This is a genomic window from Denitratisoma sp. (genome assembly GCA_032027165.1).
In the GTDB taxonomy this organism is placed as follows: Bacteria; Pseudomonadota; Gammaproteobacteria; order Burkholderiales; family Rhodocyclaceae; genus Desulfobacillus.
Window position 1 is genome coordinate 748,359 of record JAVSMO010000001.1, and the last position, 12,229, is coordinate 760,587.

Genomic DNA, 12,229 nt, shown 5'->3' on the forward strand with positions numbered 1-12,229 from the left:
CCTTAAGGCAGCCTTAATCAGCCGGCCTCGCTCTCCTCCATCGAGGTGATTTCCCGCGTCCAGCCCAGCGCCTCAAGGGCGGCCTCGGTCACCTGGCCGGCATCGATCCCGCAGCGGGCGGCGGCCTCGCCCAGCCGCGCCTCGTCGTTGCTCTCGTAGGCCATCGCCAGTTCAAGGGTGTCGCGCCAGGCCGAGGGTTGCCCGAGCAGGGCGTCCCGCACCGGTTCGGGCAGCTGGACGCGGGCGACGATCTCGGCCAGCGGCTGGCCGAGCAGCACGTCGAGCAGGGAAAACAGGCCGAGCAGGAACAGGTCGTTGGCCACGGGCGGTATGGCGCCCTGGCCGGACAGGCTTTCGAGGAAGCGGCCGCGCGTCAGGGCCTGTTCGGCGAGGATGCGTTCCCGGTAGCCCTGGTCGCGCACGCTGAACAGCAGCAGGGACAGCCAGCGGTAGAACTTGTCGCGGCCGATGATGAGCAGCGCCTGCGAGACCGACGCGATCTTCTGCTGCAGGCCGAGCAGGGGCGAGTTGAGGTAGCGCAGGAGCTTGAAGGTCATGACCGGCTCCTGGCGCATGTGGTCGGCGATGACGTCGTACTCCGCCCCCTGGCGCACCAGGTTGAGCAGCGTGATGAAGTGCAGGCGGTCGACGTCGCTCTTCGGCGCCCGCCAGTTTTCCCGGCTGGTGACGAAGGGCCCCTGGAAGTAGTCGAAGCCGCCGTTGAAGCAGAGGTTGAAGTCGTCGAAGGTCAGCAGGTTGCGGGCGATGAAGGCGGCCTTTGGCAGCCCGGCCGTGCGCATCCCGGAGAGATCGCGCATGACGCTGCGGATCTGCAGTCCGTCGAAGGCGAGGGCGTCGACCTGCAGCATGTCGGCGTCGGCCATGAGCGGGGAGACGGGCGTCTGCGGCGCACGCAGGAGCCAGCCGATCCTGGCGCCGCGCTGCCTTTGCCTTGCCAGCGCCCCGGCCAGGTCCGCCGGCAACTCCGGAGTGTCGCCGCTGTCGAGGACCAGCACCGTGTTGGCTGGGGACAGCCGGTCGATCAGCGGATTGAGGAGCGAAGCCGGGGAGAGGTGCACGAAGGCGATGCGGTTGCCGAGCAGGTTCTGGATGTCGTGCAGCGCGATATTCCGCAGCAGCGCGTCGTCGTAGATGCGGTGCAGCAGCTGGCTTTTCTCATGCAGGCGAGACTGCAGGCGCTCAGGCAGGGAGAACTCGTAGCCGGCGATCTTTTCCTGCCGGTCGAGGACCGCTTCGCGACAGACGAAGCTGCGTCTGTCCGCCGCCAGATCGGGTGCTTTCGCCTTGAGCGGCGCAAGCTCGTTGAGGCGATCGAAATCCGAAGGCACCTCCACCGGCGCGCCTGCCTGGCTCCCGCCGCCGAACAGTTTGAACAGCTTGCCGAACACCGTTTTCTCCCTGTGCCACTTGTTATTCGATGATCTTGTTGATCGGCAGCTCGATGATGCCGCGCGCGCCGGCCGCGTAGAGCTTCGGGATCAGCTCGCGCACCTGCTTCTCGGCAACCACCGTGCTGAGGTCCACCCAGGCGGGATCGGACAGCGTGGATACCGTCGGCGTGGCCAGCGCCGGCAGGATCTGGAGCACGGCGTCGACGCGGTCCTTCGGCACGTTCATCGCCAGCAGTACGCGCGTGGCGGCGGCGATGGCGCCCTTCAGCAACATCAGCATGCGGTCGATCTTGGCGCGCTTCCAGGCGTCCCGCGCCGCCGCGCGGTTGGCGATGAAGCGCGGCGTGCTCTCCAGCACGACGTGCATCACGCGCAGCTGGTTGGCGCGCAGCGAGGAGCCGGTCTCGGAGACGTCCACGATGGCGTCGGCGAGGATCGGCGGCTTCACCTCGGTGGCGCCCCAGGAGAATTCCACGCTCGCAGTCACGCCGTGCTCGGCGAGGAAGCGCTTCGTCATGCCGACCGCCTCGGTGGCGATGTGGCGGCCCTCGAGGTCCTTGACGCTGTCGAAGGGCGAGCCTTCCTTGGAGGCCATCACCCAGCGCACCGTGCCGTAGTTGGGCCAGGGCGCGCGCAGGTCGGCCAGTTCCTCGACGTCGGCGCCGGTCTCCAGCATCCAGTCCAAGCCGGTGATGGCGCAGTCGAGCACGCCCTGCTCGACGTAGCGCGCCATCTCCTGCGGACGGATGAGGATGCATTCGATTTCCGGATCGTCGATGTCCGGGTAGTAGGAGCGGCCGGAAATGCGCAGGTCGAAGCCGGCGCGCTGGAACAGCTTCTGTGTTGTGTCCTGCAGGCTGCCCTTGGGGATGCCGAGGCGCAGGCGGGGAGCGGTGGCGGTCATTTCCTTCTCCAGGTCGAAGCCGCCATCGTATCATCGTTGCCTGTAGGGTTATCCCGGTGCATCATTGCCCCGTCATGTTCACCCTGCCCAACCTCATCACCATCGCCCGCGTGCTGCTGATCCCGGTGGTGGCCTTCCTCCTGCTCGACCACGACTACAAGCTTGCCTTCGCCGTCTTCATGGCTGCGGCTATCGGCGATTGGCTCGACGGCTTCCTCGCCCGGCGGCTCAACCAGATGTCGCAGCTCGGCGCCGTGCTCGACCCGATCGCCGACAAGATGACCATGATGATCGTTGCCATCCTGCTGTCGGCGCAGGGCATGCTGCCGATCTGGCTGGCGGTGGTGATCGTCATGCGCGACGCCATCATCGTTGCCGGCGCGGTGGCTTACCGCTTCGTCGTCGGACACATCGAGATGGCGCCGACGCGCCTGTCGAAGGCCAACACCTTCCTCGAGTTCGGCGTCCTCGCCCTGGCCATGGCGCAGGCGGGGCAGGTGGTCGATGCCGAGGTCTGGCTGATGCCGCTCTTCATCCTGCTGTTTGCGTCGGTTCTCATCTCCGGTGCCCACTATGTCTGGGTCTGGCGGAGGAAGGCGATCGAGGATGGGCGGCGCGCCGGCTGAATCCGCATCGCCCGGCCATTGGTTGCGACCTGAAGAAAAAGCTTGTCATTCCGGGCCATAGCGTCCAAAATTGGGCGGTCGAGTGGTTCCTGGCAAGCTCTATCGGCTCCCGTCCCGGGGGCTTCTGCGATTTTCTCCGATGGGTCATTTGATGCTGCGCGCAATATCGCGAGTGGCTTTACTCATTGATTCAATACAGGAATATCATGGCTATCACAGGTACCGTCAAGTTTTTCAACCCCGCCAAAGGCTTCGGCTTCATCACGCCCCAGGACGGTTCCAAGGATGTCTTCGTGCACATCTCGGCGGTCGAACGCGCCGGTCTGGCGACACTTGCCGAGAACCAGCGACTGTCGTTTGAAGTCGAGACCGGCAAAAACGGCAAGGTTGCCGCCGTCAACCTGAAGGCGCTGTAATCGGTCGCGATACCCTTGCGGAATAAGGAGATTTTCCGATGAATGGAATCCTGGAATGTCTTAAGCGTCACGGCGAACAGCTCGACTGGGAGATCGCCGCGTCAACCGGAATGTCGCTTGAGAACGTGCGCCAGGCGGTGTCCCACTTGTCTGCGCGCGGGGATGTCATCGTATGCCGTTCGATCCGCTTCAAGAACGGCAAGGAAATCGAAGCCATGCTTTGCCGGGTATCCGGCTATATTCCCCCGGCCATCCCGGGCAGGAAACCCAAGGCCACGCCCGTCAGGAAGTAGTTTCCCGAAGCCTGCCCGAGAGGAAAGGCCGACGGTCGCTACCTGCACATCCCGTAGCATGCATCGCCGCTATTTGCCGATTGTTGTGGCCATGGCGCTGCCGCTGGTCGGCTGCAAGGACGGCGCAGATGCGTTTTTCTCCGGACGGCCGTCCGGAATGTCCATGGTCCACAACCGCATCATCGCCGGCACGCCCGAGGCGATGGTCGAGCTGTTGCGGGTTCCTTCCCGATTTCCCGATGCAAAGGAATCGCATGTCGCGAACTGGCAGGAATCTGCCATCGCCTGGTGGGGACGCCCCGACAAGCGCGGCGCCATGATCGCCTCGGCGAAAAAGCTGTCGCGCGAGGAAACCCAGGCCTTGAAGGCATGGCTGCGGCTGCGGGACGGGCAGCGCAGCGCGGAAAAGGCCGGGGCGCTCGACGAAATCGAGGCTGCGTTATCGCTGCTGCCGTAGATACGCTTCGTAGGAGGCATCGCCTTCGGCGTAGCTGACATAGCCGGCGACGACGGCGATGCCGAGGACGAAGCCGGCGAAGAGCCTTCTCTTTCCGGTGGCGAAGGCGCAGGGGATGGCCGCAAGCAGCCCCGCCAGGACCAGACAGAACAGCCTTCCGGCCGGCGAGCCGATGCTGCCGCCGGCAATCAGGAGAATGATTGAGAGCCAGGTCAGTGCGCTGGCCGAGGAGGGGGCAATTTTCATGAGGGGGTCGCCGGGGCTGCGGTTTTCATCCGGACGTCCCACCATCCGGGACGCCGGTGCGGAATAATACCGGCTCTTGCAATTTACAGAAGGAGAACCTGCCTGTACGGGCGGGTGCCGCGATGGTCAAATCCAGGTTTCGCCAGTTTGCGTGCCTGCTGGCACTTGCTTCCCTGTCTGCCCTAGGCGCCGAAGATCGATGCGGCCTCAAGCCCGAGTCGGGGCAGTGCAAAGGACGTTTCTCCCACTTCTTCTTCGATGCCGCCCACGGGCAATGCCGTGAATTCTTTTACGGGGGGTGCGGCGGCGTCGTGCCTTTCGAGACGCAGGCCGACTGCGAGCGAGAGTGCCTGAAAGACAGGCCCGGACGCGAGGAGTACGAGATCTACAATACGGTGCTCGGGGATGCGAACCGGCTGTTCGACGTGGCGGCGCCTGCCCGCGCCGTCGGCCGTGCCACCATCGCCGTGGAGCCTTTGGATGCCGGCAAGGTGAGCTACCTGGCCAGGCTGGGCCTGCAGGTCGATGCCGGGCTGGTCGAGGATTTCAACCGGAAGCGGGCACTGCAGGACGAGTTGTCTGCCGCACTCGTGCGGCCGCCCATGGCGGTGAAGGATTGGAAACCTTCACGCCTGGGCGGAGAACTGGAGATCCTGAGAGTGTCCCGCGTCGGGTTCGACAAGGCGGGGCGGCGCGCACTGCTCGTCGTCGCCTACACCTATATCAACCAGGAGGCGTTCTACGATGCGGGCACGTATGTGCTCCTCGAGGCGGCACCCGACGGCTGGCGGGTGGTCGGCACGGCGAGGGCGTGGCTGAAATTCTCCTGAAGGAATACGAGGGGCATCGGACGATGCGGCAAGGAAAAGCAGGCATGAGGTGGTGGGCTGCGGTGGCGCTGGCATTGATGGCGCGCGCCGCATCCGCCGGACTGCTGGTGACCGAGGTGGTCGGCAGGGCGGAGGTCGAAGGACAGGGCGCCGTGAACACGCTGGCGGAGATTCCGGAAGGCGCGCGCCTGGCGGTTGCGGCCGGTGCGCGGGTCGCGCTGGTGCATCTGAAGAACGGGCGGGAATTCCTGCTCAAGGACGGCGGCAGATATGTCGTCACCGCCGAGGGCATCGAGGGCGCAGGAGGCAAGGCGGTCGAGGTGCTTTCCCTGCCGGTCGCGAATCTTCCTGCGGTGCGGGTGGTGCCTAGCCGGGTGGCGCAGGCCGCCGTTGTGATGAAGGAAGTCGGTCTTGGCCGCCCGGGATTGGGCGAGATCCTGGAGGAGGAGTCCTGGCTGGTTTCGCCTGTGGACACCACCGTGATCACGGACATGCCGGCATTCGCCTGGAACGCCGTGCCGGGCGCCGGCCGCTACATCCTGACGGTGATGGCACCCGATGGCGCCACGCGCTGGGCCGGCTCGACCGGCGAGACGCGAGCGGCGCTGCCGGCCGATCTCAGGCTGGCGCCGGGCAGCGGCTACACCTGGAAGGTCGAGGCAATGCAGGCGGGCAAGCCGCTGGCGACCGCCACGGCGACGTTTTCCGTCGCTCCCGCCGGGGTGATGGAGCGCCTTGCCCGGCTCAAGCCCGGCGCGGATGCGCCGTTTGCCCGTCGTGTGCTGTATGCCGCGCAGCTGCGCGAGGCCGGCGCGACGGAAGAAGCGAAACGGATGTGGACGGCTCTGTCGCACGAGCGTCCCGATGACGCGGTGCTGAGGCGGCTGGCGCGGCCCTAACTCAAGCGCTCGCTTCGCGTTCCGTCTTCTTCGCCTCGGCCAGCAGCCAGTCGGCAAAGCGGTCCACCTCCGGCCGCACGGCGCGCTGCGCCCTCACCAGGAAGTAGGCGCGCGCGGCGATGCGCTGGCGCGGGCCGCGCAGGGGCTTCAGTTTCTTTGCCGCGATCAGCTTCGCCACCAGCGGGCCGCGCCCGAGCGCGATGCCGCGGCCGTCCTCGGCGGCGCGGATCATCTGATCGTACTGATTGAACTGCAGCACCGCCTTGGGCCTGGCATGCGCGAGCCCGAGGCCGACGAGCCACGGCTCCCATGCAAACCAGGGCGCCTTCTGTCCGTTGTCGAAGGCCAGCAGCGTCAGTTTGGCCAGATCCTCCGCCCGCAGCACGGCGGGCAGCTTCGCCGCCAGTTTCGGCGCGGCGACGGGAAACACTTCCTCCTCGAAGAGCAGGGCGGCGCCGGCCGGCGCCGTCTCCGGCGCGATGTAGCGCAGGGCGAGGTCGATGTCCTCGCGCTCGAGGTCCACCATGCGGTTGTCGGCGGAGAGCCGCACGTCGACGTCCGGCTCCCGTTCCTGGAAGGCCGCCAGCCGCGGCACCAGCCACAGCGAAGCGATGCCGACAGCCGCCGAGACGTTCACGCGCGGGCGCCGCTGCGCGGCCTTCAATCCGGCGCAGACCTCGGCCAGGCGCTCGAGCGTTTCGGCAACGGCGCGCGCGAGCACCTCGCCCTCCGGCGTCAGGCTCAGGCGCCGCGCCTCGCGGCGGAACAGCTTGACGCCGAGCTGCTCCTCCAGCGTCTGGATCTGCCGGCTGATCGCCGACTGGGTCAGGAACAGTTCGCCGGCAGCCTTGGTGAAACTCAGATGGCGCGCGGCGGCCTCGAAGCCCTTGAGCGGATCGAGGGAGGGCAGGCTGGCTTTATTCATGAGAAATATTCATGCATTGGATTCGGATTACTCGTTTGCGGATCACATGGTCGATGCCTATCCTGACAGCACGTGCAACGGCATTTGCCCATGCATGTTACGCATGGAGGATAAAATCATGGCGAGAATTGTGCAAGAGACCCGCTACGAACTGGCCGATGGCGAACTGCTGGCCCTCGACTGCATCGAGGGCCGGGAACTGGCCTGCCGCTCCGGCGAGTTGTGGATCACCGTCGACGGCCGCGCCGAGGACATCATCCTCGGCCCTGGCCAGCGCTGGCTGGCGGAGGATCGCGCCCCAGTGGTGGTGTCGGCACTGAAGGATTCGTTGCTGGTCGTCACGCGCAAGTGTGACCAGGCATCGCGCGGGCGCGCCGAGGGACTGCTGTCGCAGTTGCTGCGCTGGCGTCACGCGCCTCTGGCCTCCCTGCCGGCTGCGCTGTTGCGCTGAGGAGGACCGGGACATGCCCTTCCTCGATATCCGCCTCTCCGCACCCTGCCTGCCGGAGAAGGTGGCGCAGACCGCCGCGCGCATGACCGACCTCACCGTGGAGATCCTCGGCAAGCGGCGCGAGGTGACCGCGGCGGTGGTGCAATGCGTCGCGACGGGCCACTGGACCATAGGCGGCGAGTCGCTCAACGTCGCCGGCGAAGGCAGCTTCTTCCTCGAGGCGAACGTCACTGCGGGAACGAACACGCCGGCGCAGAAGGCGGCCTTCGTTGCTGCCGCCTTCGCCGCGGCCGAGGCCATCCTCGGCCGCCTCGACGCGGCGAGTTACGTCATCGTGCGAGAGATTCCGGCGGAGGCCTGGGGCTATCAGGGAAGGACGCAGGCAGCGCGTGCCGCGCAAGAGGTCGAAGTTGCCGCCTAACCCTGGGGGCGATGGAGCCGGGCGTGGCAGCGACGGTACAATGCTGCCCTCAAGCGACGAAGAGGAATGCCTGCAATGCCCCATCTTCAACGATTCGGCACGATGTCGAGTTGCGCGATTGTCCTGCTGTTTGCCTGCTTCGCTCATTTCGCGCCTGTCGCCGCCGCAGCGGACGGCAAGCCGCGCCCGATCGCGCCGCGCGGCGATCTCTCGGCGGAGGAGAAGGCAGTCATCGGACTGTTCGAGAAGGCGCGCGACTCGGTGGTCTTCATCACGACGCGCGAGCAGGTGCGCGACTTCTGGACACGCAACGTGTTCTCGGTGCCGCGCGGCACCGGTTCCGGCTTCATCTGGGACGAGGCCGGCCATGTCGTCACCAACTTCCACGTCATCCAGGGCGCCAGCGAAGCGACGGTAAAGCTTGCAGACGGCAGCGACCACAAGGCCGGCCTGGTCGGCGTCAGTCCGGCGCACGACATCGCCGTGCTGAAGATCGGCGCCGGCCGCCGGCTTCCGGCGGCGGTGCCGCTCGGCACCAGTCACGACCTGCGGGTCGGCCAGAGCGTCTACGCCATCGGCAATCCCTTCGGCCTCGACTGGACGCTGACCAAGGGCATCATTTCCGCGCTCGACCGTTCGCTGATGGGCGACACCGGCCTCAGCATCGAGCACCTGATCCAGACCGACGCGGCGATCAATCCCGGCAACTCGGGCGGGCCGCTGCTCGATTCCGCCGGCCGCCTGATCGGCATCAACACGGCGATCTACAGCCCGAGCGGGGCGAGTGCCGGCATCGGCTTCGCCGTGCCGGTGGACACCGTCAACCGCGTCGTGCCGCAGCTCATCCGCCACGGCAGATACAGTCGCCCGACCATGGGCATCGAGCTCGACGAGGGCGTCAACCAGCGCCTGACGGCCATGCTCGAGGTGAAGGGCGTGGCGGTCCTGCGCGTCAAGCAGGGCTCTCCCGCCGCCGCGGTCGGGCTGCAGGGCGTCACCATGACGCGCAAGGGCATCGTGCCCGGCGACATCATCACCGCCGTCGATGGCAAGCCTGTCGACAGCGTCGGCAAGTTCGCCGCGCGGCTGGATGAATTCAAGGCCGGGGACCGCATCCGGCTGACGTTGCTGCGTCAGGGCAGGAGTGTCGAAGTTTCCGTTACCCTGCAGCAGGGAGAGTGATTCCGGGCTGCTGCCGTTTCTGGTCGGATTCTGGCGCTCTTCGGCAAGGCCGGCTTCGCTGCCTTTTATTTAGCCCATATGAATCAGTGGCCTGCATTTCGGGCATGGCGATTGCAATGAATGGCCTCACGTATTGCATTCCGCATGGAAAGGAGAACGCGATGGCAGGTGGCAACAGGAATTCCGACGGGTCCGGCAGCAAGCTGCTGGGTTTGATCTGGCTGCTGGCTTCGGTCGGCCTGGCCTATCCGGCCTACAAGGCGCTGGTGTCGATGGGATTCAATCAGGCGCTGGCGGGTGTGGCCGTGTTCATCGGCGCCTGCCTCCTGTACGAGATTCCCTATCGCGCCAAGGTCAAGGCCCGGCATGCGGAGGCCATGAAGCAGTCGGAGCAGTGGCGCGGCCGAAGCTGCTGAATTGCCCTCAAATGAACAGCCCCGCCGAATGGCGGGGCTGTTTTTTTGGTGCGCGGCGAAGAAGCTTCAGAGAAGACCCATGCCCGCACGGGCGGCCGTCATGCCGGAGCTGAAAGTCAGTCCCGGCGGGACGGCGGCTTACACCGTCACTGTATCCGCGACTTCCTTGAACTCGGCGATCTGGTCGAAGTTCATGTAGCGGTACACGTCGGCGGCCTTGGCGTTCACCGCCTTGACCTGCTCCAGGTACTCGGCCACCGTCGGGATCCTGCCCATCAGCGCGCAGACCGCCGCCAGTTCGGCCGAGCCCAGGTAGACGCGTGTGTCGATGCCGAGGCGGTTGGGGAAGTTGCGCGTCGAGGTCGACATCGCCGTCGAACCCTTGCGGATCTGCGCCTGGTTGCCCATGCACAGCGAGCAGCCGGGCATCTCCATGCGCGCGCCGCTCTTGCCGAGGATGGCGTAATAGCCTTCCTCGTTGAGGATCATGGCGTCCATCTTGGTCGGCGGGGCGATCCACAGGCGGGTCGGGATGTCGCTCTTGCCGTCGAGCACCTTGCCGGCGGCGCGGAAGTGGCCGATGTTGGTCATGCACGAGCCGATGAAGACCTCGTCGATCTTGTCGCCGGCGACTTCGGACAGCGGCTTGACGTCGTCCGGGTCGTTCGGGCAGGCCACCAGCGGCTCCTTGACGTCGGCGAGATCGATCTCGATCACCGCGGCGTACTCGGCGTCGGCGTCGCCCTTCAGCAGCTGCGGGTTGGCGATCCAGGCTTCCATGGCCTTGATGCGGCGCTCGAGCGAGCGCTTGTCCTGGTAGCCGTTGGCGATCATCCACTTCATCAGCACGATGTTCGAGCGCATGTACTCGATGATCGGCGCCTTGTCGAGGTGCACCGTGCAGCCGGCGGCGGAGCGCTCGGCCGAGGCGTCGGACAATTCGAAGGCCTGTTCCACCTTCAGGTCGGGCAGGCCCTCGATCTCGAGGATGCGGCCGGAGAAGACGTTCTTCTTGCCCTTTTTCTCGACGGTGAGCAGGCCCTGTTTGATGGCGTAGTAGGGAATGGCGTTCACCAGGTCGCGCAGCGTGACGCCGGGCTGCAGCTTGCCCTTGAAGCGCACCAGCACCGATTCCGGCATGTCGAGCGGCATGACGCCAGTGGCGGCGGCGAAGGCGACCAGGCCGGAGCCGGCCGGGAAGGAGATGCCGATCGGGAAGCGGGTGTGCGAGTCGCCGCCGGTTCCCACCGTGTCGGGCAACAGCAATCTATTGAGCCAGGAATGGATGACGCCGTCGCCGGGACGCAGGGCGACGCCGCCGCGCGTGCTGATGAAGCCCGGCAGCTCGCGGTGCATGCGCACGTCGACCAGCTTCGGGTAGGCGGCGGTGTGGCAGAACGACTGCATCACCATGTCGGCGGAGAAGCCGAGGCAGGCGAGGTCCTTCAGCTCGTCGCGCGTCATCGGGCCGGTGGTGTCCTGCGAGCCGACGGTGGTCATCTTCGGCTCGCAGTAGGTGCCCGGGCGGACGCCCTTGCCCTCGGGCAGGCCGCAGGCCCGGCCGACCATCTTCTGTGCCAGCGAGAAGCCCTTGCCGGAGTCCTTCGGCGCCTGCGGCAGGCGGAACAGCGTGCTGACGGGCAGGCCGAGCGCCTCCCGCGCGCGCGCGGTGAGGCCGCGGCCGATGATCAGGTTGATGCGGCCACCGGCGCGCACTTCGTCCAGCAGCACTTCCGACTTGTAGGCGAAGGTGGCGATGACCTGGCCGTTCTTTTCGATTTTCTTTTCGTAGGGGTAGATGTCCACGACGTCGCCCATGTTCATCTGGCTGACATCGCACTCGATCGGGAAGGCGCCGGCGTCCTCCTGGGTGTTGAAGAAGATCGGCGCGATCTTGCCGCCGAGGCAGAAGCCGCCGTAGCGCTTGTTCGGCACGAAGGGGATGTCGTCGCCGGTCCACCAGATCACCGAGTTGGTGGCCGACTTGCGCGAGGAACCGGTGCCGACCACGTCGCCGACGTAGGCGACCGGGTGGCCTTTCTTCTTCAGGTCTTCGATCAGCTGGATCGGGCCGCGCTCGCCGGGTTTCTCCGGCACGATGCCCTCGCGGGGGTTCTTCAGCATGGCCAGGCCGTGCAGCGGGATGTCGGGGCGGCTCCAGGCGTCGGGCGCGGGCGAGAGGTCGTCGGTGTTGGTCTCGCCGGTGACCTTGAAGACAGTGACGGAGATCTTCTTCGCCACTTCCGGGCGAGAGGTGAACCACTCGGCATCGGCCCACGACTGCATCACCGACTTGGCGTTGGCGTTGCCTTTCTTGGCCTTCTCGGCGACGTCGTGGAAGTAGTCGAACATCAGCAGCGTGCCCTTCAGGCCCTTGGCGGCGACGGCGCCGACCGCGGCGTCGTCGAGCAGGTCGATCAGCGGCTTGACGTTGTAGCCGCCGAGCATGGTGCCGAGGAGCTCGGTGGCCTTTTCGCGCGTGATCAGCGCGCAGGCTTCCTCGCCCTTGGCGACCTTCGCCAGGAAGACGGCCTTCACCTTGGCGGCGTCATCCACGCCGGCCGGCACGCGGTGGGTGATGAGGTCGACCAGGAAGGCCTCTTCGCCCTTGGGGGGATTCTTCAGCAGGTCGACCAGTTCCCCGGTCTGCTTGGCGGTGAGGGGCAGCGGCGGGATGCCGAGGGCGGCGCGCTCGGCAACGTGGGCACGGTAGGCTTCTAGCACGGTAGGGTCCTCTCTAAAAGGGCAATG

Annotated in this window: 15 protein-coding genes; 10 read left to right on the forward strand and 5 right to left on the reverse strand. The window is 66.3% G+C overall.

The window, feature by feature from the left end:
- Nucleotides 1–17: 17 nt before the first annotated feature.
- Both ROZ00_03605 and hisG read right to left on the reverse strand, forming a co-directional pair.
- A complete protein-coding gene (locus tag ROZ00_03605) occupies nt 18–1,409 on the reverse strand; it encodes an HDOD domain-containing protein (protein ID MDT3735295.1) in 1,392 nt (463 codons plus the stop codon).
- A gap of 22 nt (nt 1,410–1,431) precedes the next feature.
- Nucleotides 1,432–2,316 (reverse strand): ATP phosphoribosyltransferase, encoded by an 885-nt coding sequence (gene hisG, locus ROZ00_03610; protein ID MDT3735296.1) that lies wholly within the window; start codon nt 2,314–2,316, stop codon nt 1,432–1,434.
- Between the two features lie 74 nt (nt 2,317–2,390).
- Between hisG and ROZ00_03615 the strand changes: the two genes are divergently transcribed.
- The 4 genes from ROZ00_03615 to ROZ00_03630 all read left to right on the forward strand — a co-directional run bounded on the left by ROZ00_03615 (nt 2,391) and on the right by ROZ00_03630 (nt 4,108).
- Nucleotides 2,391–2,942, forward strand: coding sequence for a CDP-alcohol phosphatidyltransferase family protein (locus ROZ00_03615; protein MDT3735297.1), 552 nt, complete (start codon nt 2,391–2,393; stop codon nt 2,940–2,942).
- Between the two features lie 203 nt (nt 2,943–3,145).
- A complete protein-coding gene (locus tag ROZ00_03620) occupies nt 3,146–3,358 on the forward strand; it encodes a cold-shock protein (GenBank protein MDT3735298.1) in 213 nt (70 codons plus the stop codon).
- A 38-nt stretch (nt 3,359–3,396) separates the two neighbouring features.
- Nucleotides 3,397–3,651 carry an ArsR family transcriptional regulator gene (locus ROZ00_03625; protein ID MDT3735299.1) on the forward strand — a complete coding sequence of 85 codons (255 nt, stop codon included), beginning with the start codon at nt 3,397–3,399 and terminating at the stop codon, nt 3,649–3,651.
- A gap of 58 nt (nt 3,652–3,709) precedes the next feature.
- On the forward strand, nt 3,710–4,108 hold the full coding sequence (locus tag ROZ00_03630; GenBank protein ID MDT3735300.1) for a hypothetical protein: 399 nt from the start codon (nt 3,710–3,712) through the stop codon (nt 4,106–4,108).
- Here the strand turns inward: ROZ00_03630 and ROZ00_03635 are convergent.
- On the reverse strand, nt 4,091–4,354 hold the full coding sequence (locus tag ROZ00_03635; protein MDT3735301.1) for a hypothetical protein: 264 nt from the start codon (nt 4,352–4,354) through the stop codon (nt 4,091–4,093). The two genes, ROZ00_03630 and ROZ00_03635, sit on opposite strands and share 18 nt — an antisense overlap.
- Nucleotides 4,355–4,476: 122 nt before the next feature.
- Here ROZ00_03635 and ROZ00_03640 point away from each other — a divergent pair, with 122 nt between their 5' ends.
- Both ROZ00_03640 and ROZ00_03645 read left to right on the forward strand, forming a co-directional pair.
- The gene (locus ROZ00_03640; protein MDT3735302.1) at nt 4,477–5,184 is read left to right on the forward strand and encodes a BPTI/Kunitz domain-containing protein; all 708 of its coding nucleotides are present in this window, start codon (nt 4,477–4,479) and stop codon (nt 5,182–5,184) included.
- A 44-nt stretch (nt 5,185–5,228) separates the two neighbouring features.
- Complete coding sequence (locus ROZ00_03645; protein ID MDT3735303.1) at nt 5,229–6,083, forward strand: hypothetical protein; 855 nt, start codon at nt 5,229–5,231, stop codon at nt 6,081–6,083.
- A gap of 1 nt (nt 6,084) precedes the next feature.
- Here the strand turns inward: ROZ00_03645 and ROZ00_03650 are convergent, their stop codons facing one another.
- Nucleotides 6,085–7,008 (reverse strand): LysR substrate-binding domain-containing protein, encoded by a 924-nt coding sequence (locus ROZ00_03650; GenBank protein ID MDT3735304.1) that lies wholly within the window; start codon nt 7,006–7,008, stop codon nt 6,085–6,087.
- Between the two features lie 118 nt (nt 7,009–7,126).
- Between ROZ00_03650 and ROZ00_03655 the strand changes: the two genes are divergently transcribed.
- From ROZ00_03655 to ROZ00_03670, 4 genes are all read left to right on the forward strand, one after another.
- The gene (locus ROZ00_03655; protein ID MDT3735305.1) at nt 7,127–7,459 is read left to right on the forward strand and encodes a DUF2917 domain-containing protein; all 333 of its coding nucleotides are present in this window, start codon (nt 7,127–7,129) and stop codon (nt 7,457–7,459) included.
- A gap of 13 nt (nt 7,460–7,472) precedes the next feature.
- Nucleotides 7,473–7,880, forward strand: coding sequence for a tautomerase family protein (locus tag ROZ00_03660; protein MDT3735306.1), 408 nt, complete (start codon nt 7,473–7,475; stop codon nt 7,878–7,880).
- A 75-nt stretch (nt 7,881–7,955) separates the two neighbouring features.
- Nucleotides 7,956–9,062: a trypsin-like peptidase domain-containing protein gene (locus tag ROZ00_03665; GenBank protein MDT3735307.1), complete on the forward strand. Its 1,107-nt coding sequence runs from the start codon at nt 7,956–7,958 to the stop codon at nt 9,060–9,062.
- Nucleotides 9,063–9,223: 161 nt separating this feature from the next.
- Nucleotides 9,224–9,478 (forward strand): hypothetical protein, encoded by a 255-nt coding sequence (locus tag ROZ00_03670; GenBank protein ID MDT3735308.1) that lies wholly within the window; start codon nt 9,224–9,226, stop codon nt 9,476–9,478.
- Nucleotides 9,479–9,616: 138 nt separating this feature from the next.
- On the opposite strand, the gene acnB is transcribed toward ROZ00_03670, so the two are convergent.
- The gene (gene acnB, locus ROZ00_03675; protein MDT3735309.1) at nt 9,617–12,202 is read right to left on the reverse strand and encodes a bifunctional aconitate hydratase 2/2-methylisocitrate dehydratase; all 2,586 of its coding nucleotides are present in this window, start codon (nt 12,200–12,202) and stop codon (nt 9,617–9,619) included.
- Nucleotides 12,203–12,229 lie beyond the last annotated feature (27 nt).